We start from the raw sequence: 26,390 nt of genomic DNA on the forward strand, positions 1-26,390 counted from the left end.
TTGTTCAGCGTGCTGGTGCTAAAAACAAGGGAAAACAGCCGATTACCGGAATATTCATTTTTCTGGCTGCCTGCTGTCGTCTCTGCACAGCCGGGCGGCAGAACAGGTCGCTGACACAAAGTGAATTTCAGTACCCACAAGGAGCCGTCGATGTATTGGGAGTCAGAGCGTTTGCTTTACCGTTATACCCTTCGTGAAGACCTGGACGATCTCTTCAGAATCTTTGGCGACCCTGAGACACACAGATTTAACCCGAGGGGCCCGTGGCCTGACAGGGCACACGCGGTTCATTCTATGGAACTCAGATTACAGAGCTATAAGGATGACGGGTTCGGCGACTGGACCATTTTTGAGAAAGCACGCCCGGAGAAAATCATCGGTTTTGGGGGCGTTTTCAGAAGCCGGTTTGATGGTCATCCGACCAATAACCTCGGCTACCGGTTTGAGCCGGACGCCTGGGGCAAAGGCTACGCGACCGAGCTTTCGCAAAGAGCCATCCGTTACGGGTTTGAAGAGGCCGGGCTGAGCATCATTACGGGTGTCGTGCGGGAAAATCATCTGGCGTCACGCCGGGTGCTGGAAAAAGCAGGCTTAACCTTTCTGAAAAAGGTAAAGGATCTGAAAGACCTGCCGCCGAGCCTGATGTACACCCTGACCCGCCGTGACTGGCTGGCGACGCAAAAGGGTGACGCGACGTCCGGTTAATCCCTTCCCGCTTTACCCGAGGTGCGGCTTTAGCCGCGCCCGACTTCGTTTAGCACACTTTACCGCCTGCTCAGCCTGAGATGCGGTACACTGCCGCTATCTGTTAATGCAACTTCGTTGCTTTAAAATGACCAGGATAGCGAAAGCAGGAGAGAGAGATGGCGAAGGAGATGATTCGTCAGGGTGGACGCAGCGCACGTATCCAGGCGGAGGTGCATGCGACGGTAAACCGGTTACTGGAAACGCATGAACGTTCTGCCATTACGGTGCCGATGATCGCAGATCAGGCAGGCGTTACGCCCTCAACGATTTATCGGCGCTGGGGCGATCTGGCGCAGTTGCTGGCGGACGTGGCCCTGGCGCGGATGCGGCCGATCGCGGAACCGGAAGATACCGGTTCGATGACTGGCGACCTTAATGTCTTTATTCAGCACTATGTTGAGGAGATGTCGTCGAAGGTTGGCCGTGAACTGCTGGCCGATGTGATTGGCAGTCATGCGGAACAGGCCAGCCAGCGATGCTGCGGCTTCACTTATCAGCATCTGGAAACGCTCAACAGTCGTGCGCTGGCGCGCGGAGAGACGGGATTTGACGTTAATCGCGTGGTCGATCTGGTCGTGGCACCCGTCATGTTCCATATCCTGTTCGGCGATCGCGAGCTTTCTGCGGAGTATTGCGCGTCGCTGATCCAGCAGGCCCTGTGAACCGCCGTCAGCCCGTCACAAAGGGCAGAGCGGCTTCTGCGATCAGATGCTGCAACAGCGCGCGTGCCGGATCATTTTCCTGATCGGCGCAGGCCAGCGCGATATCCAGAGAGCCGGGCGCGGGCAGCCGCTGCGATTCCACCACAAGCGTCTCCGGCAACCCGGCGCGGGTGCGCAGCGTTATCCCCAGCCCGGCCTGCAGTGCGGCCCAGATCCCGCTCAGGCTGTGGCTGGTAAACACCACGCGCCACGGAATACCGGCCCGATCCAGTGCCTCCGTGGCGCGGGACCGCATCACGCAGGGTGCATCGAAGACCACCAGCGGCAGCGGCTCCGCCCGCTGCAAAAAGCCCGCCAGATCAAAAGCCGGATGCTGTATCCAGGCTAGCGGACAGTGGCCAATCAGCTGCGTGCCACGCTGCCGTTCAGACTGCCAGAGTAGCGCCAGGTCCAGTTCATGACGCGCCAGCGCCGTGAGCAGCGCCTGATTGCGGTCAACCCTTGCTGTCAGCATCACATCCGGATGCTGGCGGTTAAAAGCGCCGAGAATGGCGGGCATCAGGGCTTCGCCAAAATCCTCCTGCATGCCGATACGGATCTCCCCCTGTAATCCTTCGCCTTTTACCGCCCGCAGCGCCTCGTCGTTCAGCGTCAGCAGCCGTCGGGCATAGCTCATCAGCTGTTCTCCGCTGCGGGTCAGTTGCAGATGTCGCCCTTTTTTCATTACCAGCGGCGTACCGCATTGCTGCTCGAGTTTTTTGAGCTGCGCGCTGACGGCTGAGGCGGACCGGCAGAGATGCTGCGCGGCCAGGGCAAAGCTCCCCGCATCTATTCCCGCCACAAAACTGCGCAGCGCATCCATATCCAGAGATTCCGGTAACCTGTCCATTATCGTCCTGCAAAGGTGAAGGGTTGGTGCTGATTAATTTGATTTTCAGGATGATCATCCCGGGTGACACTCTGTCTGACCCCTAAGGAGTGTGCAATGAAAACTTCACTGAACAGAGAAACACTGGCACAGCAGGCACCGAAACTGGCAGAACTGACCCGTGAGGTGCTGTTTGACGATATCTGGCAGCGCGACCAGCTGTCAGCACGGGAGCGCAGCCTGCTGACGCTGGCAACCCTGACGGCGCTGGGACGGGTTGAGCAGCTCCCCTGGCATATCCGGTTTGCCCGGCAAAACGGACTGAGCCGGGATGAGCTGGTGGAAAGTTTCACGCATCTGGCGTTTTACGCGGGCTGGCCTGCCGCCGTTACCGCGCTGAACTATCTGGAGGACAACACATGCCCGTCACACGAATAACCCTGCGTCAGGGCTACAGCGATGCGGCGCTGCGTCAGCTCTCCGGGCTGCTTCAGCAGGCGCTGGTGGCGGAGTTTTCCGTCCCCCGGCAGGACTGCTTTCAGATCATTGAGATGCTGCCTGTCGCTCAGCGGGTATTCGATCGTCACTATCTGAGCGGCGGCCGCAGCGATGATTTTGTACTGTTTCAGATAACGGCAGGCAGGCCGCGATCCCGGCAGCAGAAGCAGCAGTTTTATCATGCGCTCTGCACGGCGCTGCAGAGGGAGATGGGAATCAGTCCTGACGATGTAATGATCGTTATCCAGTTTAACACCACCGAAGAGTGGAGCTTCAGCGGCGGCCGGATGCTGGCTCAGGAGGCGTTATGATTGTGATGCACTACCGTTTTACCCTGCCCGCCGACTATGACATGGGCATTATCGAACATCGGATCAGAGAGAATGGCGCCAGGCTGGATGGCTTTCCGGGGCTGATAGCCAAAGCGTATCTCTGTGCCCGCCGTGAGGAGGGGGGCTTAGGGGAAAACCGCTATGCGCCGATCTATTTCTGGCAGGAGGCACGAGCGATGCAGCGTTTTCTGCAGACGCCCGGCTTCGCCGCGCTGGTCCGCGATTTTGGCTGGCCGACTCCCGAATGCTGGCTGGCTTCTGAGGACCAGGCTCCGATACCGGATTTAGCCGAAGCCCGCTTTATGACGCTGGACCGCTGGACGATCGCGCCTCATACGGATCTTACCGCGCTGCCTGAGAGATCCGGTTTCAGCGCCTGGGATGTGACCCGCTGGCAGGGGATAACGCTCCGTGCCTCCTCTCAGCGGCCCGCGGGTGAGCAGGAGGTCTATCGCATCGGCTATCTGGCGCGCGGCGCGGCCGCCTCAGCAATGCTGCTCTGACGCCCGTCGCTCAGAGGGCGAATATGGCCTCAATCTCAATGCGCAGATCCGGGGGAGAAAAGCCCGCTCAGTGCGGGCTAAAACCAGGTGCTTAACGTTTAATAAAGTCACTAAATCGGTCCTGATTAACCACCAGCCAGGCAGGCATATATTCATGCGTGACGGGCCTGATCACCATCTTCCGGGGCCGGTTCCAGATATCAATATTCTGCTCAACACAGCGACGGATATGATCCGGATTGTTGAACTCCGGAAGATTATTTTCCGTATGGGAAATCGTCGCCATTTTCTCGCTGATACGGGCATCTGTCATCACCCATGAAAAGTGCCACCCGGCGTCCCTGATCGTGCGGGTGCGTAGCTTAAGCAGCTTCCAGCGCCACCAGCTGTCCCTGATTGGCGTACCTTTGCGCTTCACATTGCGCAGCAGCTCTGGCTGGCCGTGGAAGAAGTGCTTCAGGTTCTTCATGGTGGTCATCTTTGGCAGGCGGCACAGACGCGCAGAGCCGTCGTCATTGAGCACCTGAACATTAAATTTAAAGTTATAAAAATTCTGGTACAGCGTCGTGCAGAGGTGGCGCGGGCTGAACTGTTGCAGGGCCTCGGGGCGAGGGATCTCGTCAACGTCCGATACCATAATAACGTCGTCGTCCTGGGCAAAGTCGAGGCCGCGCATAATCGCGTTACGTGCAATGGTCTCATTTTCCCACGGATCGGTTTCACCTGCTTTTACAACTGAACTGCCGGAGACGAACTCATGCTGATAAATGGTCGGCACGGCGTCATTGATCACGTAAATAATCTTGTCACGAAAAGCCGCAAATTTTTCAATATCGAAATTAAGTTTTTCACGACGCCTGCCGGTAAAAGTGTAAAGAGACTCCACGATGACAAACCGGTCAACATGTTCATAAAGCGTATTCAGACGCAGCTCTAATAGCATGTCTTCGTCGTAATAGAGGAAACAATCGTAAATCATCAGAGGGAATACCTTCCTGGCATTATTAATAAAGCTATTTTTCGGAATTCTACCGCATCTGTATGTCCGGTTTTACTGTTTCCTTACGATTTTATGATGCTTTTACAGCGACTGCCTGAGGCAGAGAAGATGCAATGACGGGCAGCACGAAAACGTTACTCCGCAGGGGAGCAGACCAGAGCGTCGTGCTGATTAACTGAGCCATTAATTTTGCCCCCATGCTCAATCCCTTTTGAAGAAACCTCTCTGCACCCCTGAAAACGCAGAAGCGATAATTACAGAAAGGATGAAGCTGGCAATGAGAATGGGCAGCAGAGGCTTGTCATTTAAGGACGATGAAGAGATAACGCGCAGCTATATGATATGCGCACATCATTACTCCCAGGCAAATATAGCCTCTCAACTTCATGCTGAAATAAGGCTTTATTTATCGTGCCATGTTTAACGGCATGCAGACAGGGCGGTTTTGTATCGCCCGTTACGGGAAGTGTTGACATTCTGGCCGGGCCCGGGAGGCTCTTTCATCATTTCAGTGAACAGAGGAGCTCCCTGCACCCCGGATTAGCGATTCAATAACTGCTGACAGGCAGAATTATCCTGCGTGGCGCGCTGCTGTTCATCCGGTGTGAGATCCTGCCAGTGGCTGATGACACGGCGACCCAGCGACGATTTATAATGGATTTTTTGCAGAGCATAGTCGGAATTGCCGCCCTCGATCACATTGCGCATCTGCTGATCAGCCGTCTGGCTATCCTGATGATCAATCGCGCAGAACACCGCCACGTAATACGCCTTATCCTCTTCGCTGTCATGGGGGATAAACCACCAGGCGGCCAGCGCGAGGATCAGCAGCAGGGGAAGGAGGATTTTAACTTTAGCCATTTGAGTCACCGGTTATAAGCAGTTAAGTCAGCCGGGTATGGCCAGACGCAGGGCGCGTATCCTGCCACAGATTCTGCCTGCCGTTAACCCCGTTTAGCCATTGTTGAGGCAACGTTCAGGTTGTTTGTACGCCATCCGGGCGGCGTAGCGGCTGAATAAACGCATTGCCGATTAATGGCAATCTGGCATGCTGGGATTTCACCCCCTGAACCCGGAGTCCGTTGTGAAAGTCATTGGATTGTTAGGCGGCATGTCATGGGAATCCACCGCTCTCTATTACCGTATCCTGAACCAGCAGGTTAAACAGCAGCTTGGCGGTCTTCACTCGGCGGAGCTGGTGCTCTACAGCGTGGATTTTCAGCGTATCGAACAGCTTCAGGCTGCGGGCGAATGGCAGCAGGCAGGTGAGATCCTGGCTGAAGCGGCACGTAATCTGGAACGGGCTGGCGCGCAGTTTATTGTGCTCTGTACCAACACCATGCACAAAGTGGTCGGACAAATCAGCGCCGCGACGGCTCTCCCGCTGTTGCACATTGCTGACGCCACCGGACGGCGGATCCGCGAGGCCGGAGTGCGTAAAGCAGGGCTGCTGGCAACGCGCTTTACCATGGAACAGGATTTCTATTGCGGACGGCTCCGGGAGCAGTTTGATCTTGAGATCATTATCCCGGATGAAGCAGATCGGATGTTTGTCCATGAGGTGATTTATCACGAGCTATGCCTGGGTGAGATCAATCCCGCGTCGCGTCTGCGCTACCGGGAGATTATGCAGAAGCTGGTGGCGCAGGGGGCCGAAGCCATTATTCTGGGCTGCACCGAAATTACCCTGCTGGTGGACACCACCGATGCCAGCGTACCGCTTTTCGATACCACCCTGATTCACGCGCAAGAAGCGGTGACCCAGGCGCTGGCGTAACGCGTTCCTTTCAACCCATTTCAGAGAGACAGGATGAAAATTGAAAATCTGCCGTTTGGCCTGACGCACTGGGATCAGGTTGAAGAGACGATTCATCCCGGCGACCAGGGGCAGGCGACCTGGCGGACGGTCACGTTTAACACTATCCGCGTGCGGATGGTCGACTATTCCCCCGGTTATGTCGCCGATCACTGGTGCACCAAAGGCCATATCCTGCTCTGTATGGCAGGCGAACTGCACACCGAACTGGCCGATGGTCGTCAGTTTGTGCTGACGCCGGGCGTCAGTTATCAGGTGGCGGATAATGCCGAACCGCATCGCTCATCGACCGCCGTCGGCGCCACCCTCTTTGTGGTTGACTGAGGCTGCGAGGGACCCTGCCGCTGCGCTTATGTAAGTGAATTATCACGTCGTTGACACTTTTAAAAGTAAACTGAAACTGCTTTATAAAAATCAGCAAAATTAATGGCTTATTTCGTCAGAGTATTCTGGTTCTGACAGGAATTATCGCTGTCAGGTTGTATGCTTGAAAGTTTGAAGGAACGTTAAGCATTCATCTGATGTGGGGAAGCCTGTGCTGATAAAAAAGAAGAAAGTTCGTTCGCATACTGAAGATCGTCTGCTGGCGCTGGTGCTGGCCACCACGGCCGGCATTCTTAACGCCATGGCGCTGGGTGCCTTTGGGTTTTTTCCATCGCACATGAGCGGTAATACGTCGCAGATCTCGGAGGAAGTGACCACCAGCGACCTGCATACCATGCTGTTTCTGATGGCGCTGATCGGGGCTTTTGTGCTGGGCTGCACCGTTGCGCGGCTGGCGGTCGTGGTGGGGCACAAATACAGACTACGCACCATTTTCTGTCTGATTATTCTGGCGGAAGGGGCGGCGCTGACGGCGGCGTCAATTTTTGAACTGATGTTCTACCGGCCGAGTTTCAATGGCGAAGTGCTGGTGATGCTGGGCTTTTTAATGGGCATTCACAATGCCACCTCCACGCAGCTCTCCAATGGCCGCGTCAGATCGACCCATATCACCGGTACGCTGACCGATGCCGGTATTGCGCTGGGCTCCTGGATCTTCGCGCATACGTCACACGCTGTGCATCTTGAAACCGACGATCGTCGCTTTTTCCAGAAGGTCCTGCACACGCACCTGACCACGGTGTTTTCGTTCCTGAGCGGCTGTATTGCCGGGCTGCTGCTGTTTAAGGCGTATGGCTTTAACGCGATGGTGGGGCTGGGGATATTCCTGATGCTGGTGGCGCTGACAGCGATTGCCATTACCATACAGCGAACCCGCAAAATCCTGTACTGATCCTATGGCCCGATGCACTGCGCATCGGGCCATTTTTTTATTGTTGAGTCCGGGTTGGCCGCACCACAATTTCGTTCACATCCACCTCTTCGGGCTGTTCGATGGCGTAGCGCACGGCACGTCCAATGGCGTCGGGCTGCAACGCGATAGCGCGATAGTGCCGCATCGCTTCGGCGGCGGTTGGATCGGTGATGGTGGACGCCAGCTCACTCTCGACCACGCCCGGATGTATGCAGGTCACCCGCAGCTGGCTGTTCTCCTGGCGCAGTCCGTCGGAAATCGCCCGCACCGCGAACTTGGTGGCGCAGTAAACTGCCGCCGTCGGCGACACGGCGAGCGCGCCTATCGAAGCAATATTAATGATGTGCCCGCACTGGCGGGCCAGCATGCCAGGCAGCACGGCCGCGATGCCGTAAAGCACGCCTTTGATATTCACGTCGATCATCTGATCCCACTCTTCGACCCGCAGCGACGCCATCGGAGAAAGCGGCATAATGCCAGCATTGTTGATCATCACATCGACCCGGCCCCATTTCTCCCGTGCATATTCCGCAAACTGTGCGACCTCGTCACGGCGCGTCACGTCCACCGCCTTGATCGCAACCTCTGCACCATTGAATCGCAGCTCTTCCGCCAGCGCCGTCAGACGATCTTCACGCCGTGCGCCCAGCAGCAGAGTGGCCCCGGTTTTTGCCAGTTCACGCGCAATGCCTGCGCCGATGCCACTTGATGCGCCGGTAATTAAAATCACTTTCTGAGACATAGAATTTCTCCCGTTAAGTTGTCACTGGCGATCATACGGCGGCTGGATTATAAAGATAATCCACTGATTACTTCATGGACTGGTAACTCAGGCTAACCAATGATGACTGATAAAAATGCCCTTGAAATCTTTGTGATTGTGGCCCGGACGCAGAATTTCCGGCTGGCGGCAGAGCAGCTGGGCGTCAGCCGCCCGGCGATCAGTCAGAGTCTGCGGCGGCTGGAAGACCGCCTTAATATCACGCTGCTGCAGCGCACCACACGTTCGGTGCAGCTGACGGAGGCCGGGCAGCGGCTCTATGCCGAAGTCGCGCCAGCGATTAATCAGCTAAACCGCGCCGTAGCGGATGTCGCTGAACTGGCGGCTGAGCCGCGCGGTCAGCTGCGGCTGGCTATCTCTTCGATAGCAGAGCGGATGCTGGGTGGAGAACTGCTGGCAGGCTTCATCACCGCCTATCCGCGTATTGAGCTGGACATCACCGTCACCGATGAGGAGTTTGATATCGTCGGGCAGGGCTATGACGCGGGGGTGAGGCTGGGGGAGGTGATCGCGCAGGATATGATCGCGGTGCCGGTGTCCCGGCCGCAGCGGCAGGTGGCGGTCGCCTCACCCGACTATCTGGCGCGTGCGGGAATGCCGCGCCATCCCCAGGATCTGGTTCATCATCGCTGCATCGGCTGGCGAAAAGGGCCGGGGCTGGCCCCCTATCGCTGGGAGTTCGCTGAGCAGGGCCGGGAATTTGATGTTGCTGTCAATCCACAGCTCACCACCAATGACATGGGGGTGATGATCCGCACCGCCTGCGCGGGCGGCGGCATCAGCTTTGGCATGGAGGAGACGTTTCAGCCCTTTATTGCGCGCGGTGAACTGGTGACCCTGCTCGATGAGTGGCTGCCCGCCTTTGACGGCTTCTATCTCTACTTTCCCAGCCGCAAAAACCTGGCACCCAAACTGCGTGCCCTGATCGATCATGTCAGGATTGGATCTGCGGCCATCAGCACTGATACTGCGCGTCGCTGACCTGCTCCAGCCACGTCACCGGTGAGCCATTCAGGGATTCCGCTATCGCGATATGGGTCATCGCGTTATCTGGCGTAGCACCATGCCAGTGTTTTACATTCTCCGGGATCCAGACGATATCCCCGCAGTTCATCACCTGAATGGCTTCACCCTCACACTGGATCCAGCCCTGGCCGTGCGTGACGATCAGGGTCTGGCCGAGGGGATGGGTGTGCCATGCCGTACGCGCACCCGGTTCGAAGGTCACCGTTGCGCCGCCCACGCGGGCGGGTTCAGTTGCCTGAAAGGGGGCATCAATCCGTACTCTGCCGGTAAAATAGTCGGCGGGGCCGTTTCGGGAAGGCTGCGAACCGCTGGTAATAATTTTCATCATCCACTCCTGTCGTTGAGGTTTATGGATAGTGTAATTGATGAGGCAGAATGTGATTAGACCGCCTGTTCTGCAAGCGGCTATGAGTGGTGCTCATGAATGACTTGATGAGTCAGGCCGTCATGTTGTAGCGGGTGATGATATTGATCTTAGAATAGGGGGCGGGCGGGGTGGTTGCCGGCAGAAACCCATGAAACTCAAGCAGCGTCCGGAAGGCGTGCAGTGCATCAAGCTGCAGATTATGCTCGATCAGCGCATCGATTTTTCCTGCCTGCAACAGTGCGCAGTTTTCCTGATCGAGATCGTGCCCGATAACCGCGTTGATCTGGCGCTTCTGTTCCGCAAAGGCGCGTAATATGCCGGGATTACCGCCGCCGACCGTATAGACGGCATCCGCATCCGGATGTTGCTGCAGAAATTGTGTGACCGACTGGTGCATCCGTGCATCGATACCATAGCCACCTGCCACCACGCTGACCCGATGCTGAGGCGCAAACGTCTGCATCGCTTGCTGAAACCCCTGGATTCGCTCCTGCTCACCAATGAAATCGTGACTGCCGGTTACCGCAACGATGTGCGAACGAGTCACCCGCAGCCATCGGGACATCAGAAATGCCGCCACTTTACCGGCGTCGAAGTTATCCATGCCGATATAGCGCAGACGCGCGCTGCCAGGCAAATCGCTCATCATGGTCACCAACGGCACACGCTGGCGGAGCAGGGCTTCAACCGTGGGGTTCAGTTCGCCGGAGCAGGCTGCTTTCAGAATGACGCCGTGGCTGTGCAGGGCCTTTTTATTCAGCAGCTGATTAATCGCCTCGGCGGTGAGGTTTGCGCCAAAGTGAAAGCGAAGCTGAAGCCTGAAAGCAGCAAAGCTGGCGATCTGGCTGGTCAGCGCCTCACGGATCAGGGGCTGAAAACGATCCGGGATATGCATAATCACGTCAAAGTAGAGGGTTCGTCCCCTGGCGAGTCCGGCTTTCTGCATCAGCTCCAGGTCCGCTATCGCCTGCTGGATGCGATGCTGGGTTCGCGGATGAACATTACCGCGCTGATGCAGAGCACGATCAACCGTTGCCAGGCTCAGTCCCGACTGGGCTGCAATTTGTTTGTGGGTGAATCGGACCATTCGCTGCTCACGACTGCGGAAGATAAGCACCGTTTTATCATAGCGCGGGGCCGCTTTTGCTGACGGACTGAGATCTTTGTTCAGAATATGGCGGGTCGCACACTCTGCTGGGACCTGGCGTCGGTGAAGTTTATCTGGAGAAGAGAAGGCGGGCGCAGGGTCCGTGCGGTTTAAATTCAGGCGGTTAACATTTATAAACAGAAAATTAATCTGGCAAGGAATACGAGACTCTTCTATCTATTATTCAGTGGCAGGTCACGCAGGCATAAATAATATCAGAGAGGCGCCTGTTATCGGTTAATAAATAACCTTTCTGCCGCTTCGCTTATATTTCGGCTGCGCTGGCTTTTTTGGTTTTTAGCTCCTGCTGATGTTAGACTGGATATTCATACACCGTCGGGAGGTCGTGTGAAGTACGATAATGATAATGAAATCCGTGCGCTTGTCGGCGCGGTGGTCAGTGATTTGATCAAGGCGGGAGAGCCAGTTCATTTTCACGACATTACGGACGCGCTGTTTCGCCTGAGCGAAGAGACGCGTGACAGCAGGCTGAGAGCATTGTGCCAGGAAGCGATAAGCTTTTTCAGCCGCAAGATGCACTAAAGCCGGTGGGGCCGACGCCAGGCGCCCTCCAGAAACGCCCCTCTCATATCCCCCTGAATCCTTTTCTGAGCTGAGAATAAGCCGCAATACACAGCTGTCAGGCGTCAGGGGCTTTATTTTTCACACCGCCGGTTATATTTCAATCAGAATGGAAAGATAATCTCTGTTCATAAAATAACCGGCTTATGCTGTCCGGTTCTTTATTATGCTGTGCAGAAGTGACCTGTCCGTGGAAAGCGATCGGCTGTCAGGATCGCTTTCTCTTATATTTTCAAAAATTAATAATATCAGGATGTTATACAGGATTTTTCTTAAGAGACACAGGCGCGTCAGCAAACAGAAATAAGGCAGGCATCAACATCGCGGCGGAGAGTTAACCTGCGCTGTCAGGGACAGCGCAGGAAAGGAAATCAGATGCCGGTGTCGTCAGGCGTGCGACCCACCACTATTTCCAGCGTTTTGCGCAGCACATCCAGTCTGACCACATCTGACGTGCATTCCAGTTCTGCAATCAGATAGAGAATAATGGCTTTATTGGTGACGCGACCCTGATCGGCCACGATGTCTCTGATCAGCGCACCGAGCAGTTCGGTTTCCTGAGCCAGCAGATCGCCTTCGCCACGAAAATAGTCAATGATGGAAGAATCTGATGAAGAGTGTTGCATGATTTTTTCGTTCTCTGAAGAAAATTAGTCAGACGCAATGGTTGATGTCAAAACGAGTGTAGATGCTGTTATCGTTTTGCCCAGCCTGCATAAAAACATTTCTCTGTTGCTTTGCCGCTTCGCTTATTACCAGCCGTCTGCAACAGGTAAGCAATACCTTCTATCAGTGCTTTTTCGAACCCTCAGGCGGGCCATCGCTGGTCATACGATGTACCGTCTTGTCGCGTTCCGCACCCTCATTCTGGACACGTTTGCGCGCAGCGACCATGCCGTTGCGCACCTCAGTTATGGCTTTGCGGATAACCGACACTTTTGCGTCGTTATCTGCGTGAGCCGCCATTATCTCAAGTTGCGCGATCAGGGCGTTGCTGGACACCGGTTTGTCTGACTTCAGCAATGTAAGAACGGCTTCGCCGATCATCACATCTGTCAGTTTCTCATCTTCACTTCTGTACATACTGGCTTCTCTGATTACGAATCAATGGCCATGCTGCGGGTCCGTATGCGTCATCGGGTGCGGTCGGGCGCACCGTATACGGGAAAGCAGTACTGGGCTTTTTACTACGTTAAACCGTCCTGGACTACTGAAAAACGGGCATCCTGAATAACTCATGCTGCCGTAAAGGCAATTACTCTTCGCGGCGGAAAAGCATCGAAATTAATTCGTGCAGGTGCTGCTCTTCTGCTGGCGTCGAAGCCTGTTCAAGACGATGCAGAAGCTTACTGCAGATGGCTTTACGGCTGAGGCTGTTGCCTGCGCGCAGAATTTCCACCACAACAGATCCCAGCGTTTCCTGTTGAGAAGGAGAGCTGGCCTGATTGAAGTAACGGGCAATGTCGCTGAACGTTTCCGGGGACTGTCCGTTCTGACGCATGTTATTTTTCCTCAGGTGATTTAAATCAATCGCACAGTGATGCACAAGTTATACATCACAGATGTGCGTAAGTTATACATCGCAGATGTGCGTAAGTTATACCTTTTTAAAAAACTTGTACAAGATTTTGAGTTTTTAAGATTACAATTTTTGTGCAAAAAGTGCTAAGCCTTTTAAAACAGCGTGTTGAGGGGGGGTTACAGCGAGGGAGAAATTGTACCAGAAAGTTGTATCGTTTCAATCCGGGATAGCTCCGACCTGTTGTACAGGTCGGGAGAGTCAGGGGCAGAAATCAGTGCCTGAAATAAATATCATCAGCAGATTCAGAAACGACGGATTCTGTTGCGACGTTTCCGGACAGCCAGTTTGCCGCACCGGTACGGGAACCGATCGTTTTAAATCCTGATAACCATTGACGCGCATCCTGCATCTGCTCAAGGCGGTACTCGTTGACTTCTGAGCCAGCCATAATCAGCAGTTCTTTAATCAGCAGTTCAACGTTCACTTCCTGACCGGCATTAAACAGGTTCATTGCGGCTTCGCCAATGATGACATTCGCTTTTTCGTCGCTTGAAAAAAACAAAATATCCTCCTGGGTGATTGCGGTAAGTAACTTTAACTCTAGCAAAAAAAATTACTGAATTTAATCAATTCAGCCTATCAATGAGATTATTTTAATTATCCGGATGATATCCCGCGCCTGTTCTGATGCTCTGCAGGCCGACACCCGTCGGGTGGCCGGGTTATCTTTTTTTCTGAGCCGGGAAACGGGTGGTTGCACGCTCTCCTGACGACAATACGATTAAACAGACGGCTACTGCCCCGCTCTGCAGAAAAAAGCGAAAGACAGGGCCAGTTTTCAGACAGGATTAAAAGACTATATATCAGTAGCTTATTTATTTAGCTGACACAACTTCACATTCACCCGCCGACGCTTAAAAAACTTCACATTCCGATGCTGTCAGTAAAATATAGCCTGTGCTATAAAAAATAGCAGAGGCTAATTATGCCTGAAATTTCACCATATCCGGAGATCGCTTCATGGCCCCGATAAAGAAGATGGCTGCGTTCTTAACCGGCGCGCTGCTGATCGCGCTGATGCCCACCAGCAGTAATGCAACAGAGAAATTTAAGATAGTGACCACCTTCACTGTTGTTGCTGACATGGTCAGGAACGTCGCGGGCGAGGCGGCAGAGGTCGTTTCCATCACCCGGCCGGGTGCGGAGATACATGAATATCAGCCAACGCCGGGCGATATTAAGCGGGCTCAGGGTGCGCAATTAATTATGGCAAACGGCCTTAACCTCGAACGCTGGTTTCAGCGTTTCTATCAGCACCTCGACGGCGTGCCGGAAGTGGTGGTTTCCGACGGCATTCAGCCGATTGGCATCGGCGAGGGGCCCTATAACGGGAAACCTAATCCTCACGCCTGGATGTCACCCGACAATGCGCTGATTTACGTTGATAACATCCGGAATGCGCTGATCCAGCATGACCCGGCCCGTGCGGAAACCTATCGCCAGAATGCGGCGGCCTATAAACAAAAAATCAGCGCGGCGCTGGACCCGCTTCGGCAGCAGATTGCGACTATCCCGGAGAATAAACGCTGGCTGGTGACCAGCGAAGGCGCGTTCTCCTATCTGGCCCGTGACCTGGGCATGAAAGAACTCTATCTGTGGCCGATCAATGCTGACCAGCAGGGTTCGCCGCAGCAGGTGAGAAAAGTCATCGACCAGGTCAGGAAACTCAAGATCCCGGCGGTGTTCAGTGAAAGCACCGTCCCGGATAAACCTGCCCGTCAGGTCGCGCGGGAAACCGGTGCGCATTATGGGGGTGTGCTTTATGTCGACTCCTTAAGCACGCCCGATGGCCCCGTGCCGACCTATCTCGATCTGCTCACCGTCACCACCCGCACGCTGGTTCAGGGCATCACGGCGGGAGAAAAAGCAGAATGAGTGAGACTATCGTGGTTTCAGGCGTCACTGTGATTTACCGCAACGGTCATACTGCGCTGCGGGATGCCAGCTTCAGCGTGCCGGGCGGATCGATTGCGGCGCTGGTGGGGGTCAACGGTTCCGGTAAATCGACGCTGTTCAGGGCGCTGATGGGGTTTGTCCGGCTCGCCAGCGGCACAATCTCTGTTCTGGGTATGCCGACCCGCCAGGCGCTGCGTCAGAATCTGGTGGCTTATGTGCCGCAGTCAGAAGAGGTGGACTGGTCTTTTCCGGTGCTGGTGGACGATGTGGTGATGATGGGGCGTTACGGTCACATGGGCCTGCTGCGCCGCCCGACCGCACATGATCAGCAGATTGTCAGTGAGGCGCTGGCGAGGGTGGATATGCTGGCGTACCGGCATCGCCAGATTGGCGAACTCTCTGGCGGACAGAAGAAACGCGTCTTTCTGGCGCGCGCCATCGCCCAGCAGGGCCGGGTCATTCTGCTGGACGAACCTTTTACCGGTGTGGATGTACAGACCGAGGCGCGGATCATCGCCCTGCTGGGCGAGCTGCGCGACGAAGGCAGGACAATGCTGGTCTCGACGCATGATCTGGATTCGATCACCCAATTCTGCGACTACACCGTCATGGTAAAAGGCACCGTTATCGCCAGCGGTCCGACCCTGACCACCTTTACGTCAGCCAACCTTGAGCGCGCCTTCGGCGGCGCGCTGCGCCATTCCGCGGTTAACGGGCTTGTAAATGACATGCAGCCTCTGTCCCGGGCCTCGCAGAAAGGGGAGGCCAGATGATGACGTGGCTTCTGGAACCCTTTGGTTATCACTACATGCTCAATGCGATGTGGGTTGCTGCGATGGTGGGCGCACTCTGCGCGTTTCTCTCCTGCTATCTGATGCTGAAAGGCTGGTCGCTGATCGGTGATGCGCTGTCACACTCGATTGTGCCGGGCGTCGCAGGCGCTTACATGCTGGGGCTGCCGTTTGCGCTGGGCGCGTTTCTCTCCGGTGGGCTGGCGGCGGGCAGTATGCTGTTACTGAATCAGCGCACACGCCTGAAAGAAGATGCGATTATCGGCCTGATCTTCTCTTCCTTCTTTGGTCTTGGCCTGTTTATGGTGTCGCTCAATCCCACGGCGGTGAACATCCAGACTATTGTGCTGGGCAACATTCTGGCGATCGACCCCGCTGACATCCTTCAGCTGGGCCTGATCGGCGGGCTGTCGGGCCTGATCCTGCTGTTTAAATGGAAAGATCTGATGCTGACCTTCTTTGACGAGAATCATGCGCGCGCCGTCGGGCTGCATCCTGAAAGGCTGAAAGTCCTGTTCTTTACGCTGCTGGCGGCGTCGACGGTGGCGGCACTGCAGACCGTCGGGGCGTTTCTGGTGATCTCTCTGGTGGTGACGCCGGGCGCCACGGCGTGGCTGCTCACCGACCGCTTTCCCCGCCTGCTGATCATTGCGGTCGCAATCGGCAGCATCACCAGTTTTCTGGGAGCCTGGGCAAGCTACTATCTGGATGGCGCGACGGGCGGCATTATTGTCGTGGCGCAGACGTTGTTGTTCCTGCTGGCATTTGTGTTTGCCCCGAAACAGGGCTTACTGGCTCAACGCCGTCGTAGCCGCTATCAGAGCGAAAAGGAGCTGGCCGATGTGGATCCTTGAACCTTTCCGGTTTGCTTTTATGAACAGCGCCTTACTGACGGTGCTGATGGTGGCGATCCCCTGTGCCATCCTGTCCGTGTTTCTGGTGCTGAAAGGCTGGGCGCTGATGGGGGATGCCATGAGCCATGCGGTATTCCCCGGCATCGTGCTTGCCTGGATGGCGGGGCTGCCGCTGGCGGCAGGCGCCTTTGTCGCGGGCATATTCTGCGCAGTGGCCAGTGGATTTTTGCAAAACAACAGCCGCATCAAACAGGATACGGTGCTGGGGATCGTCTTCTCAGGCATGTTTGCGGCGGGGCTGATCCTCTACATCGCCGTTAAACCTGACGTGCATCTCGACCATATCCTGTTTGGTAACATGCTCGGCATTACCGGCGCAGACATGATCCAGACTGCGATCATTGCTGTCATTGTCGTAGCCGTAATGGTGCTGAAATGGCGTGACTTTATGCTGTTCAGTTTTGATGCGCAGCAGGCACAGGTTTCGGGATTGCCCACGCGCTGGCTGCATTATGGGCTGCTCTGCATGGTCTCCCTGACGCTTGTCGGAACACTGAAGGCGGTAGGGGTTATCCTGTCGATCTCTCTGCTGATTGCGCCAGGCGCGATTGCGCTCCTGCTCACCCGTCGGTTTTCCCACGCGCTGCTGGTGGCCGTCATCGTTTCCGTGCTGGTGTCGCTAAGCGGGGTTTATCTGTCGTTCTTTATCGACAGCGCACCCGCACCGACCATCGTCGTGCTGTTCGCACTGGTGTTTGTCGTGGCGATGGTCACGGCCGGACGTCAGGCCCGGCCGTCTCAGCCTCAGGTGACAGACGCCGGCCAATAGCTTCTACAGCGCATCAGCCACGATAGCGTATCGCCTCAAGCAGCAGCGAAAAGGCGCGGGTGTGCTGTCGTCGGCTGGGGTAGTAAAGGAAATAGCCCGGAAAAGGTTCACACCACTCATGCAGCACCTGAACCAGACGGCCCTGTTTCAGGTGCTCAGCTACGCTATCCTGCGGAACACAGGCGATCCCCATTCCGCTCAGCGCGGCGTCAATACGCGACGGGAGATGGTTAAAAATTAGCTGCCCCTGCGTTTTGACTCTGATGGGTTTGCCATCACGCATAAATTCCCAGTTATAGAGGCCGCCCAGTGTCGGCAGACGCAGATTGATGCAGTTGTGATGCTGCAGTTCATAGGGCGTTGCCGGTTTGCCATGTTGCTCAAAATAGGCGTGAGTGGCGACCACGCACATATTCCAGTCCGGCCCGATACGCACCGCGACCATATCCTTTTCGACCTGTTCGCCCAGCCGCACGCCCGCGTCGAACCGATCGCTGACGATATCGGTCAGGCTGTTATCCACGGAAAATTCGAGGTTCACATCGGGATAACGCTGCAGAAAGGGTTTCAGGCGCGGCCAGAGCGTGGAGGTGAGCGCATGCTCGCTGGAGGTGATTCGGATAGTGCCCGCGATCTTATCCTGACGTTCGGTGACACCGATCAGCTCTGCTTCGATCTCGCTGAACAGCGGAGCGAGCGTTTTGATCAGCTGCTCACCCGCTTCGGTCGGTGCGACGCTCCGGGTGGTACGCGTCAGCAGTCGGACGTTGAGGCGCGCTTCCAGCCCGCGAATGGCATGGCTTAGGGCAGACTGGGAGACGCCCAGTTTAGCTGCGGCCCGGGTAAAGCTGCGCGCTTCGGCCACGACGACCAGATAAATTAAATCGTTAACGTTTTCTTTCAGCATCGGCTGTGTGACCTGGAAGTAGAGAGAAGCAGGGGGGGCTGAGATCCCTGTGCGGCGATCTGCGTTGCCGACTGAGTGGCTATCAGACCTGAAATTGCTCAGCATTGCACGTTTTGCGGCATCATGATCGCGTTACAGAGAACAGCGAGACAGGGCTTGCTGGGTGCGGGACAGTGCAGGATGAGCAGAGTTGAATCCGGTGGAGCCTGTGCAGATTATCCGGCAGGGCGATGGCACTCATCCGGCAATCAAAGGCAGGCTTACCGATGGGTCGCCTGTGCGGGCATCTGACCATCCTGGCAGCATCGGATGCTGGCGTGATGATCCTGCGGCCTGGAAGGAATTGAATCCTTATTACCCGGCACACCAGTGAGAGTTCCGGCATCCCTGACGCTTATCCTCTGAACCCGCGCAGGTAACCCTCTGCCTGCAAGCTGGTTTTTTCACGAAATTGCGGACGTCGGTGCCTTCCGCTTTTCGAACACCGCGCGGCTTCAGCAGCCACCGTCCACTATGTGCCAGACGCGGACGTGGGTTTTCTGATCATCTTATCGATGGACTGCAATATTTTTCGTTCATTCAAAGTGGTGGCTATAGGCCGAAAAAGAAAGAATCTTTGTCTGGATATTGGCAAGAATGTTATGGTAAAAGTTACAGGAACGACAGAAACTCACTGACGGTATAAAGTTAAGCCGTGAAAAAACCCGTTAAAACAGTGTCAAATGGAAGCAATGTAAAACAATTTAGTAAATAAAGCGAAGCACGAGATCTAACAAAATATTAGAGTGAAAAAAATTTTCAATGTTGAAGTTAAGAGGCTGATATGAAAAAAACACTGGAAAGGAGTATGAGGAATTTGTTGGTGCCATACAGCAAAGTTTGATTAATGCTGAAGGGATGTCACATTTGAAAAATATAAAAGTGGAAGTAAACAAAAAAATTGAAGATAGAAACGGGATTTTAAGGCAGTTCGATGTGTATTGGGAGTTTAATTTAGGTGGTTATGATTATAAGACTGTAATCGAATGCAAAGACTATGCATCTTCAGTCACCATAGATAAAATTGACGCATTTATTGGCAAGGCACAAGACATACCAGGACTTAGGCTCATCTACGCTACGAAAACTGGCTACCAGAGCGGAGCACAAAGAAAAACAGATCAGCATAAAGTAGATCTTCTTATTATACGAGAAGGGGTTGATGAGGACTGGACTGCACCTGATGGAACGCCACTAATAAAAATCATCAATTTGAACATCATCGCCATATCCCCTCCAAATATTACGTCGTTTTCTCCTTTTGTTGATGCTTCATGGTTGGAATCTCAGCCGGAGCTTGACATTGAAAAAATAAACAATAAATTCAGCATGACGCTAAATAATGAAGTTTATATATGTAACGAAGTGACTGGCGTTAGATTTTCACTGTATGACTTGGCTAACTCGCTGGCTGATAAAATCCCTGATATGCAGTATGGGGAGGGGACATATAGTGAGGAGTTATATAATTCTTATTTAGAGTCTGACGATGGAGATCTGAGAGTTAAGCTTAGGGGATACAAATTGAGCTATGTGTACCGCGAGCCAGCAAAAGTTACATCAATAATTGATTACTCCAAAGAACTTCTAGGTATCGTTCAAAACTATTCATCAGGAGATAAGCAAATGGTCTTTAAGGATGGGCGTGTAAAGTGATCACACTTTAGGAATAAAAAATCCTAAATAAGAAAAAATCTCTCTAACAGAGGGCTGTTTTTATTATTAGAAAATACAGAAATACTCTCCCCTTTTTGAAGCCTATGTGGCCTGCCCTCTATAAAACAATACGTGACTTCTTAGCAAATTCCCTATCAACTGTAAGGTAGCTGCTAACTTCCGCTTTTCGCCCATTGCGGACGTTGGCTGGCCTGCCCGCTCAGTACCAGAAGCGGGCAGGGGTAAGCGGGTTCATGCTGCGGGGAGACTTCTCCCCTTCAGTCCGCACCTGTCCGGCCTGGATGCCCGATAACATCTATCTGCTTTCGGTTTTTGCAAAACAGCTGTTCAGGCTTTTCAGCACTTCATTGATTCCTCTGCTTACAATCCGATCCTCCCGCATAACGGCTCCGAGCGTCCGGTGAAGAGAGGGCGTCACAGGGTAAATATCGAGCCCCGATCTTTCTTCAATGGATGCAACGGACATCCGGGGAACAATGCTGTAGCCAAGACCAGCACGGACCATTCTTTTAACCGCCTCGATACTGCCAAGCTCCATGACCGGGCAGGCCACATGTCCCGCCTCACGGAACCAGTGGTCAATCAGGGCGCGTGTTCCGCTCCCCGGTTCAAAAATGATTAAGGGCAGCGGCAGCAAGGCGCCCGGCGTCCAGATTTTCGCGCTCAGCGCCGCGACATCCTTTTCCATGATGACGACGAACTCATCCCTACCCAGCGGGGTAATGCTCAGATTTTTACCGGTGGCTGGCAGCGTCACCAGGCCAATATCTATACGATTTTCCTCTACGGCCCGTACAATTTCGGACGTGTTGCCTGTGCGTACGTCCACCTTCAGCAGGGGATGCGCCTGTCGCAGCTGCTGCAGTAAGGGAGGCAGCAGATGAATACAGGCCGTTGCGCCTGTGCCGACAGTCACTGTGCCGCTTATCTCGCTGGAGTGCAGGCACACCGATTCAACCGCTGTACTGACCGCAGCATCAATTTTCAGGCTGTGTTCAACCAGCGTCAGCCCGGCAGGTGTGGGCCTGACTCCCCGGCTGGTGCGCTCAATCAGCCGGACCTGAAGCGCCTGCTCCAGTTGTCTGATCTGCAGGCTCACTGCAGGCTGTGACAGACCCAGTGCCTCAGCCGCTCCGGAGAAACTGCCCCGGCTGATGACCAGTCTGAAAGTAGCAAGGTGATCGAGGTTCAGGTTAGCCATACCAAAATTTTCCTTATGCCGCTGATAAGTCCTGCTGACTGCCTCAAATTATTCATCCGGGTTAGTCTCCGCTTCTGACCTGAAAGGAGCCGTACCGATGGAAATAACCGAAGCAGATGAACGACATATTCCTGCCATCCAGCAGATTTATGCTTATCACGTATTGCATGGCACTGCCACTTTTGAGACCGAACCGCCGGACGTGGCTGAAATAACAGCCCGTATGAAAAAGTTGCGTGCAGCAGGATTACCCTGGTTTGTGGCGGTTGAGGCGGGCAGTGTCAGCGGATACTGCTACCTGTCACGCTATCGTGAACGGCATGCATACAGGTTCACCCTGGAGGACTCTGTATATATTGCCCCCGGCAGCCAGGGACAGGGGATCGGAAAAAAGTTGTTATCAAGTGCGGTTGCCTGGGCAGAGGCTAAGGGCTTCCGTCAGCTCGTGGCCGTGGTGGGAAACAGCGAAAATACCGCCTCTCTTGCCCTGCATTGTGCGGCAGGCTTCAGCATGACAGGGACCCTTAAATCCGTAGGATTCAAGCATGGACGCTGGCTCGATACGGTCATCCTGCAGCGTACGCTCGGGCAGGGGAACGCCACATTGCCGGAGTGCGCAGGTTGAGTGACGGGCATCTGACAGGACGCACCCTTTTCTGCATTGGCATGACGCAGCTTATCAACTGGGGTATTACCTTCTATATGCCGGGCGTCTTCGGGACTGCCATCATGGCGGAGACAGGCTGGTCGCCGGTTGTGACCTTCTTCGGGTTGACTATTGCCATGCTCGTTATGGGGCTTGTGTCGCCGCTCACCGGCCCCCTGATCGCCCGTACCGGCGGACGAACAATGATGATGGCGGGTACTTTCGCCATTATCCTCGGTTGTTTTCTGATGGCGTTTACCCGTTCAACCACATCGTGGATGGCCGTCTGGCTTCTGATGGGAGCCGGTATGCGACTCGCTCTGTATGATGCCGCGTTTGCTCTGCTTGTGGAGATTACTGGCGCAGCGGCCCGCCGGGCGGTCGCCCTGGTTACATTACTGGGTGGACTCGCTTCAGCCCTGTTCTGGCCTGCTGGCGCTGCGCTACTGCATGTTACCGACTGGCGGCATGCTCTTATCGTTTACGGTTGTGCGGGCATCGTCAGCCTGCTTCTCCTGTCCACCGTTCCGGCAGGGCACCGGCGTAACCCTTTCGTTACCGGGCAGTCCGCGCGTGCGACAAGCGGAACAGCAGAAGAGCGAAAAGCATCCGTCAGCGGCCTGTGGTACGCCACGCTGATAGCACTGATGAGCTTTGTTTCCACCGGCGTATCCACTCATTTTCCTCAGATACTGGCCGCCTGGGGCATGTCCGCCATGACCGGCATGTTGTGGGGGGTGGGGCAGGTGAGCGCCCGACTGCTGGACGTTGCTTCTGGCGCACGAACCTCTGCTGTCCGTCTGAATCTGATTATCGGTATTCTTCTGCCACTCTGCTTTCTGGCCGGGCTGGCGGGGAACGTGAATCCTGTGGCTGCAGCCATCTTTGTTCTGAGTTACGGCGCTGTGAACGGACTGAGCACGGTAGTAAAGGCCGTACTCCCGCTGGTACTGTTTGAGCCGCAGCAGTATGCCCGCAGGACAGGCATACTGCTGTCACCCGCTTTTTTCCTCGCGGCGATCGCCCCGTCAGTTTACGCCATGCTGCTGGAGCGATACGGGATACCCGGTACGCTGCTTTTATCTGCCATCCTTACCCTGTTCATCACGGCGATCTCTGTCGTGATCGGGCGTCGCCACCCCGCCTCCGCTGAACAGCGCCGGGATAAGATCGCTACATCCCGTCCGCAGAAAAACAGGTGACTCAACGCCGTTAACCGGAAGCGTATGAAAAAGCTGGCCTCTGTTTTTGCCTCTCCCTTCCGCTGGCAGCACACTGAAAAATCAGTGGCTGATCCGGTTTCCGTGTTCATCAATGACTTTTTCGCCGTCCTCTTTGGTAAATGCTCCCTGCTGCGGGTCGGGCAGAATATCCAGAACCGCTTCAGACGGACGACAGAATCTTGTGCCGAGCGGCGTCACCACCACCGGACGGTTGATAAGGATGGGGTGAGCCAGCATTGCATTCAGCAGTTCGTCATCGCTGAACCGATCTTCTGCCAGCCCCAGTTGCTCATACGGCTCTGTGTTTTTGCGCAGCAGGGCGCGAGGGCGGATACCCATATCAGCTATCAGCTTTTTAAGCGCGTCCCGGGAGGGGGGTGTCTCCAGATATAAAATCACTGCTGGCTCCGCGCCACTGTTGCGGATAAGCGCCAGGGTATTACGCGACGTTCCACAGGCCGGGTTGTGGTAAATGGTGATATCACTCATAAACGGTACTCCGTTACGGGTCTGCGCAGAGGCTGCCCTGGTGTTGTGGTTAAACAGACAGTCACAGGACCAGCGCAGTCCCGATAATCGCACTCCAGCCCATGCTGACTGCTTTTTATCTTCAGCGTCAGCAATATTTACAACACGGGTGCTAATCTTATCAGGACAGAAAAGTTTATTAAGCATGGGGAGTGGATGCGAAAGCGCGAAGCAGAAATAGACATCGGGGCCGACCACATAATTATCGAGCGGCGTTATCGGGCGCTGGGTGCGCTGAACGATTTACTGATAGCGATATGGTTTTTCATCGGCAGTATTTTCTTCTTTTACGACTCCCTGATGACTGACGGAACGTGGTTATTTGTGGCGGGCAGCCTGCAGTTGCTGCTGCGGCCGGTTATTACACTGGTCGAGCTCATCCATGTCCGCAAGGCCTATGCGAGGGAATAGGTTTTCTCTGGTCAGTCGTTACTAATCAACAGACGCTCTGCTGCATTTAAAGCGTGGGGCACTGAGGCCCCACGATGCGTGCATTAAGGCGTCTTACAAACGATTACTCAGGCAACGCGTATACCACGACCTGATCGCCCACCTGATCTTTCAGGATGGTGTTGCCCCCCGCGACGAAAGCAACATACTGACGACCTTTATACTCGTAGATTGAAGGGTTTGCTACGGCAGGGGCTTCGGCCTGATCAGACCACAGTTCCTCACCGTTATCCACCGAGTAGGCACGGACTTTGGCATCCATTGAGGCGCCAATGAAAACCACACCGCCAGCCGTCACGGCGGGGCCGCCGATGGTGGGTGAACCCCAGCTTTCCGGCATAAAGAAGCCATACTGCTGCGATGCCCCCACCGGGCGACGCCATTTTACATCACCCGTATGCATGTCGATCGCCACCATTTCACCAAAGGGCGGCTGCCAGCATGGCATCCCCAGCCAGTTATTTGCCACCATCAGACGCAGGCCATAAGGCGCCCCTTCCTGCGGTGCAAAACCGTTTTCATTACCGGAACCACTGTCCGCTTTTTCGTAGTCTTTGCGGTTATAAAGCTTCACGTACTGCACAATGTGTGAGGTATTGACGATCGCAATCTGTTTCTGCGGATCGAACGCTACGCCGCCCCACTGGACGCCTCCGGCACTGTCGGGATAGGTCAGCGCGCCTTCACCTTTGGTGGTTGGCGGCGTGTACATACCCTCATAGGTCAGCTTATCCCACAGTCTTGAACACTGACCTGCACCCACCACATCCGCCAGTTTCCAGACCGCGGGCTTTTTCGATTGATCGAGCAGCGGCGCAGGTTTCGTCGGGAAGGGCTGTGTTGGCGAGAGCATTTCGCCCTGTACGGAACCATCACCCTGCGGCACCGGACGCTCTTCAATCGGCCAGACATCCTCGCCCGTCAGACGGTTCACTACAAACAGGAAACCCTGCTTGGTCGCCTGAATCAGTGCCGGGATCTGCTTGCCGTTTACGGTAATATCCATCAGCGTCGGTGCTGAGTTGATATCGTAATCCCATACATCGTGATGCACCCACTGACGAGACCAGACAACGCGACCGGTATTGATATCCAGCGCGGTGGTCGAGGTGCCGAGTGGAATCGGATCGACGCGGTTACCGCCCCAGTAGTTGGGGGAAGGGGACGACACGGGCAGATAAACCAGACCGTGCGCCTCGTCAGCGGACATATGGGTCCAGACGTTGGCCGTACCGGTACGTTCACGGATTGCTGCAGGGATCGCTTCAAATACCCATTCGCGCTTGCCTGTCTGTGCGTTAACGGCAAACACGGTGCCCGGAGGCGCTTCAGCATAGGCCCAGTCTTTACCCGCCCAGCCTATCAGGACGTGGTTGCCAACAACCGTTGGCGGCTGCAACACGGATAGCGGGTATTTAGCATTAATCGTGTTCCATTGATTAAGATTCAGGACGCCATTATCAGCAAAATCCGTGCACGGCTTACCGGAGTCGGCATCCAGTGCAAACAGCTTGCCGTCAACGGTGCCCATATAGACAATCTTCTGACACGCCTGCCCGACAACCGGATTTTTTGCCTGCCAGTAAGAGACGCCCCGGTTTTTCAGTACCGGCTGCGTCAGAGCTTTGCGCGGAGATTTTGTATCATAGTGCCACTTCTCTTTACCTGTGCCTGGATCCAATGCAATCAGGCGATCGAAAGGGGTTCCGATATAAATCGTCTCATTGGCAAAGATAGGCGTGGCCGACCAGACGGTGGCTGGCGTGTCGCCTTTACCATCTGAGACATCGCCGGTATGAAACTCCCAGACTTTTTTTAATTTGCTGACGTTTTCAGCCGTAATCTGCTTAAGAGGGCTGTATTTCTGTGCGTTGAGCTGACCATGAAAGCTGTCCCAGGTGGCAGTCGCAGGCACCAGCGGGGAGCCTGTCTGAGGGGCAGAATCGACTTTCTCTCCATCGCGCTTGCCGGTTGAGGCTTCGCTACTGGTTTTTGTCGTTCCCGGCGATTGTTGGTCGGCCGCGTCCACGTTCAGTTTTTCCTGCGTCCCCATAGAGGCTTCAGCGGCTTTATCCTGCGCCTGCGACATCAGCGGGGTGAGAAGCAGAGCCAGTGCCGTCATGCTGACTTTCATGGGTGAG

32 protein-coding genes are annotated in these 26,390 nt (G+C 54.9%); 18 read left to right on the forward strand and 14 right to left on the reverse strand.

What is annotated here, in order from left to right:
- Positions 1-150 precede the first annotated feature (150 nt).
- Positions 151-705, forward strand: coding sequence for a GNAT family N-acetyltransferase (locus ACNY69_RS14220; protein ID WP_111138916.1), 555 nt, complete (start codon positions 151-153; stop codon positions 703-705).
- A gap of 158 nt (positions 706-863) precedes the next feature.
- A complete protein-coding gene (locus ACNY69_RS14225) occupies positions 864-1,409 on the forward strand; it encodes a TetR/AcrR family transcriptional regulator (RefSeq protein WP_418798902.1) in 546 nt (181 codons plus the stop codon).
- A 7-nt stretch (positions 1,410-1,416) separates the two neighbouring features.
- Here ACNY69_RS14225 and ACNY69_RS14230 read toward each other — a convergent pair whose 3' ends face one another.
- A complete protein-coding gene (locus ACNY69_RS14230; protein ID WP_111138914.1) occupies positions 1,417-2,298 on the reverse strand; it encodes a LysR substrate-binding domain-containing protein in 882 nt (293 codons plus the stop codon).
- Positions 2,299-2,394: 96 nt separating this feature from the next.
- On the opposite strand from ACNY69_RS14230, the gene ACNY69_RS14235 reads away from it, so the two are divergent.
- The 3 genes from ACNY69_RS14235 to ACNY69_RS14245 are packed head-to-tail and all read left to right on the forward strand — an operon-like array spanning position 2,395 to position 3,610.
- The gene (locus tag ACNY69_RS14235) at positions 2,395-2,715 is read left to right on the forward strand and encodes a carboxymuconolactone decarboxylase family protein (protein ID WP_111138913.1); all 321 of its coding nucleotides are present in this window, start codon (positions 2,395-2,397) and stop codon (positions 2,713-2,715) included.
- Positions 2,697-3,086, forward strand: coding sequence for a tautomerase family protein (locus ACNY69_RS14240; RefSeq protein WP_418798905.1), 390 nt, complete (start codon positions 2,697-2,699; stop codon positions 3,084-3,086). The genes ACNY69_RS14235 and ACNY69_RS14240 overlap by 19 nt, the downstream gene beginning before the upstream one ends.
- Entirely contained in the window at positions 3,083-3,610 is a 528-nt protein-coding gene (locus ACNY69_RS14245; protein ID WP_111138911.1) for a DUF4865 family protein, read from the forward strand. Before ACNY69_RS14240 ends, ACNY69_RS14245 begins: the two co-directional genes overlap by 4 nt.
- A 91-nt stretch (positions 3,611-3,701) precedes the next feature.
- Here ACNY69_RS14245 and ACNY69_RS14250 read toward each other — a convergent pair whose 3' ends face one another.
- Both ACNY69_RS14250 and ACNY69_RS14255 read right to left on the reverse strand, forming a co-directional pair.
- Positions 3,702-4,589, reverse strand: coding sequence for a glycosyltransferase family 17 protein (locus tag ACNY69_RS14250; protein WP_293772594.1), 888 nt, complete (start codon positions 4,587-4,589; stop codon positions 3,702-3,704).
- Positions 4,590-5,150: 561 nt separating this feature from the next.
- Positions 5,151-5,471, reverse strand: coding sequence for a hypothetical protein (locus tag ACNY69_RS14255; protein ID WP_111138909.1), 321 nt, complete (start codon positions 5,469-5,471; stop codon positions 5,151-5,153).
- 223 nt (positions 5,472-5,694) lie between these two features.
- On the opposite strand from ACNY69_RS14255, the gene ACNY69_RS14260 reads away from it, so the two are divergent.
- The 3 genes from ACNY69_RS14260 to ACNY69_RS14270 all read left to right on the forward strand — a co-directional run bounded on the left by ACNY69_RS14260 (position 5,695) and on the right by ACNY69_RS14270 (position 7,702).
- The gene (locus ACNY69_RS14260) at positions 5,695-6,387 is read left to right on the forward strand and encodes an aspartate/glutamate racemase family protein (protein ID WP_418798909.1); all 693 of its coding nucleotides are present in this window, start codon (positions 5,695-5,697) and stop codon (positions 6,385-6,387) included.
- Between the two features lie 33 nt (positions 6,388-6,420).
- Positions 6,421-6,750 (forward strand): DHCW motif cupin fold protein, encoded by a 330-nt coding sequence (locus tag ACNY69_RS14265; protein WP_111138907.1) that lies wholly within the window; start codon positions 6,421-6,423, stop codon positions 6,748-6,750.
- A 211-nt stretch (positions 6,751-6,961) separates the two neighbouring features.
- The gene (locus tag ACNY69_RS14270; protein ID WP_111138906.1) at positions 6,962-7,702 is read left to right on the forward strand and encodes a YoaK family protein; all 741 of its coding nucleotides are present in this window, start codon (positions 6,962-6,964) and stop codon (positions 7,700-7,702) included.
- A 37-nt stretch (positions 7,703-7,739) separates the two neighbouring features.
- Here ACNY69_RS14270 and ACNY69_RS14275 read toward each other — a convergent pair whose 3' ends face one another.
- Complete coding sequence (locus ACNY69_RS14275; protein ID WP_111138905.1) at positions 7,740-8,465, reverse strand: SDR family oxidoreductase; 726 nt, start codon at positions 8,463-8,465, stop codon at positions 7,740-7,742.
- A 99-nt stretch (positions 8,466-8,564) separates the two neighbouring features.
- On the opposite strand from ACNY69_RS14275, the gene ACNY69_RS14280 reads away from it, so the two are divergent.
- Positions 8,565-9,485, forward strand: a complete 921-nt coding sequence (locus tag ACNY69_RS14280) for a LysR family transcriptional regulator (protein ID WP_418798913.1) — start codon at positions 8,565-8,567, stop codon at positions 9,483-9,485.
- On the opposite strand, the gene ACNY69_RS14285 is transcribed toward ACNY69_RS14280, so the two are convergent.
- Together ACNY69_RS14285 and ACNY69_RS14290 are read right to left on the reverse strand one after the other, a co-directional pair.
- Entirely contained in the window at positions 9,460-9,855 is a 396-nt protein-coding gene (locus tag ACNY69_RS14285; RefSeq protein WP_418799004.1) for a (R)-mandelonitrile lyase, read from the reverse strand. The two genes, ACNY69_RS14280 and ACNY69_RS14285, sit on opposite strands and share 26 nt — an antisense overlap.
- Before the next feature lie 112 nt (positions 9,856-9,967).
- On the reverse strand, positions 9,968-10,984 hold the full coding sequence (locus ACNY69_RS14290; protein ID WP_111138902.1) for a LacI family DNA-binding transcriptional regulator: 1,017 nt from the start codon (positions 10,982-10,984) through the stop codon (positions 9,968-9,970).
- A gap of 408 nt (positions 10,985-11,392) precedes the next feature.
- On the opposite strand from ACNY69_RS14290, the gene ACNY69_RS14295 reads away from it, so the two are divergent.
- Positions 11,393-11,587 (forward strand): hypothetical protein, encoded by a 195-nt coding sequence (locus ACNY69_RS14295; RefSeq protein ID WP_111138901.1) that lies wholly within the window; start codon positions 11,393-11,395, stop codon positions 11,585-11,587.
- Positions 11,588-11,997: 410 nt separating this feature from the next.
- On the opposite strand, the gene ACNY69_RS14300 is transcribed toward ACNY69_RS14295, so the two are convergent.
- The 4 genes from ACNY69_RS14300 to ACNY69_RS14315 form a co-directional block, all read right to left on the reverse strand.
- The gene (locus tag ACNY69_RS14300; RefSeq protein WP_111138900.1) at positions 11,998-12,252 is read right to left on the reverse strand and encodes a biofilm/acid-resistance regulator YmgB/AriR; all 255 of its coding nucleotides are present in this window, start codon (positions 12,250-12,252) and stop codon (positions 11,998-12,000) included.
- Between the two features lie 163 nt (positions 12,253-12,415).
- Entirely contained in the window at positions 12,416-12,709 is a 294-nt protein-coding gene (locus tag ACNY69_RS14305) for a hypothetical protein (protein WP_111138899.1), read from the reverse strand.
- A gap of 172 nt (positions 12,710-12,881) precedes the next feature.
- Positions 12,882-13,127, reverse strand: coding sequence for a regulatory protein YcgZ (gene ycgZ / locus ACNY69_RS14310; RefSeq protein WP_111138898.1), 246 nt, complete (start codon positions 13,125-13,127; stop codon positions 12,882-12,884).
- A 292-nt stretch (positions 13,128-13,419) separates the two neighbouring features.
- On the reverse strand, positions 13,420-13,710 hold the full coding sequence (locus tag ACNY69_RS14315) for a hypothetical protein (RefSeq protein WP_418798917.1): 291 nt from the start codon (positions 13,708-13,710) through the stop codon (positions 13,420-13,422).
- A 458-nt stretch (positions 13,711-14,168) separates the two neighbouring features.
- On the opposite strand from ACNY69_RS14315, the gene ACNY69_RS14320 reads away from it, so the two are divergent.
- The 4 genes from ACNY69_RS14320 to ACNY69_RS14335 are packed head-to-tail and all read left to right on the forward strand — an operon-like array spanning position 14,169 to position 17,578.
- Positions 14,169-15,083: a metal ABC transporter substrate-binding protein gene (locus tag ACNY69_RS14320; protein ID WP_111138896.1), complete on the forward strand. Its 915-nt coding sequence runs from the start codon at positions 14,169-14,171 to the stop codon at positions 15,081-15,083.
- Complete coding sequence (locus ACNY69_RS14325) at positions 15,080-15,877, forward strand: manganese/iron ABC transporter ATP-binding protein (protein WP_111138895.1); 798 nt, start codon at positions 15,080-15,082, stop codon at positions 15,875-15,877. The genes ACNY69_RS14320 and ACNY69_RS14325 overlap by 4 nt, the downstream gene beginning before the upstream one ends.
- Positions 15,877-16,749 carry an iron/manganese ABC transporter permease subunit SitC gene (gene sitC / locus ACNY69_RS14330; RefSeq protein ID WP_111138967.1) on the forward strand — a complete coding sequence of 291 codons (873 nt, stop codon included), beginning with the start codon at positions 15,877-15,879 and terminating at the stop codon, positions 16,747-16,749. Before ACNY69_RS14325 ends, sitC begins: the two co-directional genes overlap by 1 nt.
- Positions 16,736-17,578, forward strand: coding sequence for a metal ABC transporter permease (locus ACNY69_RS14335; RefSeq protein ID WP_111138894.1), 843 nt, complete (start codon positions 16,736-16,738; stop codon positions 17,576-17,578). Before sitC ends, ACNY69_RS14335 begins: the two co-directional genes overlap by 14 nt.
- Positions 17,579-17,591: 13 nt before the next feature.
- Here ACNY69_RS14335 and ACNY69_RS14340 read toward each other — a convergent pair whose 3' ends face one another.
- Positions 17,592-18,485 (reverse strand): LysR family transcriptional regulator, encoded by an 894-nt coding sequence (locus tag ACNY69_RS14340; RefSeq protein ID WP_293772610.1) that lies wholly within the window; start codon positions 18,483-18,485, stop codon positions 17,592-17,594.
- Between the two features lie 906 nt (positions 18,486-19,391).
- Here ACNY69_RS14340 and ACNY69_RS14345 point away from each other — a divergent pair.
- A complete protein-coding gene (locus ACNY69_RS14345) occupies positions 19,392-20,180 on the forward strand; it encodes a hypothetical protein (RefSeq protein ID WP_418798921.1) in 789 nt (262 codons plus the stop codon).
- 316 nt (positions 20,181-20,496) lie between these two features.
- On the opposite strand, the gene ACNY69_RS14350 is transcribed toward ACNY69_RS14345, so the two are convergent.
- Positions 20,497-21,402 carry a LysR family transcriptional regulator gene (locus ACNY69_RS14350; protein ID WP_111140999.1) on the reverse strand — a complete coding sequence of 302 codons (906 nt, stop codon included), beginning with the start codon at positions 21,400-21,402 and terminating at the stop codon, positions 20,497-20,499.
- A gap of 97 nt (positions 21,403-21,499) precedes the next feature.
- On the opposite strand from ACNY69_RS14350, the gene ACNY69_RS14355 reads away from it, so the two are divergent.
- Positions 21,500-22,027, forward strand: coding sequence for a GNAT family N-acetyltransferase (locus tag ACNY69_RS14355; protein WP_418798923.1), 528 nt, complete (start codon positions 21,500-21,502; stop codon positions 22,025-22,027).
- A complete protein-coding gene (locus ACNY69_RS14360; RefSeq protein WP_418798925.1) occupies positions 22,024-23,250 on the forward strand; it encodes an MFS transporter in 1,227 nt (408 codons plus the stop codon). The genes ACNY69_RS14355 and ACNY69_RS14360 overlap by 4 nt, the downstream gene beginning before the upstream one ends.
- A gap of 81 nt (positions 23,251-23,331) precedes the next feature.
- Here the strand turns inward: ACNY69_RS14360 and arsC are convergent, their stop codons facing one another.
- Positions 23,332-23,760: a glutaredoxin-dependent arsenate reductase gene (arsC, locus tag ACNY69_RS14365; RefSeq protein WP_418798927.1), complete on the reverse strand. Its 429-nt coding sequence runs from the start codon at positions 23,758-23,760 to the stop codon at positions 23,332-23,334.
- A 195-nt stretch (positions 23,761-23,955) separates the two neighbouring features.
- Here arsC and ACNY69_RS14370 point away from each other — a divergent pair, with 195 nt between their 5' ends.
- On the forward strand, positions 23,956-24,210 hold the full coding sequence (locus ACNY69_RS14370) for a YrhK family protein (RefSeq protein WP_418798929.1): 255 nt from the start codon (positions 23,956-23,958) through the stop codon (positions 24,208-24,210).
- A 103-nt stretch (positions 24,211-24,313) separates the two neighbouring features.
- Here ACNY69_RS14370 and ACNY69_RS14375 read toward each other — a convergent pair whose 3' ends face one another.
- Entirely contained in the window at positions 24,314-26,371 is a 2,058-nt protein-coding gene (locus ACNY69_RS14375; RefSeq protein ID WP_418799006.1) for a pyrroloquinoline quinone-dependent dehydrogenase, read from the reverse strand.
- Positions 26,372-26,390: the final 19 nt, after the last annotated feature.

Source organism: Pantoea graminicola, from assembly GCF_048452665.1.
Classification (GTDB): domain Bacteria; phylum Pseudomonadota; class Gammaproteobacteria; order Enterobacterales; family Enterobacteriaceae; genus Pantoea.

Excerpts from the sequence above, each read along its gene's own strand:
- ACNY69_RS14220 (WP_111138916.1), top strand. The coding sequence starts at position 151 with ATGTATTGGGAGTCAGAGCGTTTGCTTTACCGTTATACCCTTCGTGAA.
- ACNY69_RS14225 (WP_418798902.1), top strand. The coding sequence starts at position 864 with ATGGCGAAGGAGATGATTCGTCAGGGTGGACGCAGCGCACGTATCCAG.
- ACNY69_RS14230 (WP_111138914.1), bottom strand. The coding sequence starts at position 2,298 with ATGGACAGGTTACCGGAATCTCTGGATATGGATGCGCTGCGCAGTTTT.
- ACNY69_RS14235 (WP_111138913.1), top strand. The coding sequence starts at position 2,395 with ATGAAAACTTCACTGAACAGAGAAACACTGGCACAGCAGGCACCGAAA.
- ACNY69_RS14240 (WP_418798905.1), top strand. The coding sequence starts at position 2,697 with ATGCCCGTCACACGAATAACCCTGCGTCAGGGCTACAGCGATGCGGCG.
- ACNY69_RS14245 (WP_111138911.1), top strand. The coding sequence starts at position 3,083 with ATGATTGTGATGCACTACCGTTTTACCCTGCCCGCCGACTATGACATG.
- ACNY69_RS14250 (WP_293772594.1), bottom strand. The coding sequence starts at position 4,589 with ATGATTTACGATTGTTTCCTCTATTACGACGAAGACATGCTATTAGAG.
- ACNY69_RS14255 (WP_111138909.1), bottom strand. The coding sequence starts at position 5,471 with ATGGCTAAAGTTAAAATCCTCCTTCCCCTGCTGCTGATCCTCGCGCTG.
- ACNY69_RS14265 (WP_111138907.1), top strand. The coding sequence starts at position 6,421 with ATGAAAATTGAAAATCTGCCGTTTGGCCTGACGCACTGGGATCAGGTT.
- ACNY69_RS14275 (WP_111138905.1), bottom strand. The coding sequence starts at position 8,465 with ATGTCTCAGAAAGTGATTTTAATTACCGGCGCATCAAGTGGCATCGGC.
- ACNY69_RS14280 (WP_418798913.1), top strand. The coding sequence starts at position 8,565 with ATGATGACTGATAAAAATGCCCTTGAAATCTTTGTGATTGTGGCCCGG.
- ACNY69_RS14285 (WP_418799004.1), bottom strand. The coding sequence starts at position 9,855 with ATGAAAATTATTACCAGCGGTTCGCAGCCTTCCCGAAACGGCCCCGCC.
- ACNY69_RS14290 (WP_111138902.1), bottom strand. The coding sequence starts at position 10,984 with ATGGTCCGATTCACCCACAAACAAATTGCAGCCCAGTCGGGACTGAGC.
- ACNY69_RS14300 (WP_111138900.1), bottom strand. The coding sequence starts at position 12,252 with ATGCAACACTCTTCATCAGATTCTTCCATCATTGACTATTTTCGTGGC.
- ACNY69_RS14305 (WP_111138899.1), bottom strand. The coding sequence starts at position 12,709 with ATGTACAGAAGTGAAGATGAGAAACTGACAGATGTGATGATCGGCGAA.
- ycgZ (WP_111138898.1), bottom strand. The coding sequence starts at position 13,127 with ATGCGTCAGAACGGACAGTCCCCGGAAACGTTCAGCGACATTGCCCGT.
- ACNY69_RS14320 (WP_111138896.1), top strand. The coding sequence starts at position 14,169 with ATGGCCCCGATAAAGAAGATGGCTGCGTTCTTAACCGGCGCGCTGCTG.
- ACNY69_RS14325 (WP_111138895.1), top strand. The coding sequence starts at position 15,080 with ATGAGTGAGACTATCGTGGTTTCAGGCGTCACTGTGATTTACCGCAAC.
- sitC (WP_111138967.1), top strand. The coding sequence starts at position 15,877 with ATGACGTGGCTTCTGGAACCCTTTGGTTATCACTACATGCTCAATGCG.
- ACNY69_RS14335 (WP_111138894.1), top strand. The coding sequence starts at position 16,736 with ATGTGGATCCTTGAACCTTTCCGGTTTGCTTTTATGAACAGCGCCTTA.
- ACNY69_RS14340 (WP_293772610.1), bottom strand. The coding sequence starts at position 18,485 with ATGCTGAAAGAAAACGTTAACGATTTAATTTATCTGGTCGTCGTGGCC.
- ACNY69_RS14350 (WP_111140999.1), bottom strand. The coding sequence starts at position 21,402 with ATGGCTAACCTGAACCTCGATCACCTTGCTACTTTCAGACTGGTCATC.
- ACNY69_RS14355 (WP_418798923.1), top strand. The coding sequence starts at position 21,500 with ATGGAAATAACCGAAGCAGATGAACGACATATTCCTGCCATCCAGCAG.
- arsC (WP_418798927.1), bottom strand. The coding sequence starts at position 23,760 with ATGAGTGATATCACCATTTACCACAACCCGGCCTGTGGAACGTCGCGT.
- ACNY69_RS14370 (WP_418798929.1), top strand. The coding sequence starts at position 23,956 with ATGCGAAAGCGCGAAGCAGAAATAGACATCGGGGCCGACCACATAATT.
- ACNY69_RS14375 (WP_418799006.1), bottom strand. The coding sequence starts at position 26,371 with ATGACGGCACTGGCTCTGCTTCTCACCCCGCTGATGTCGCAGGCGCAG.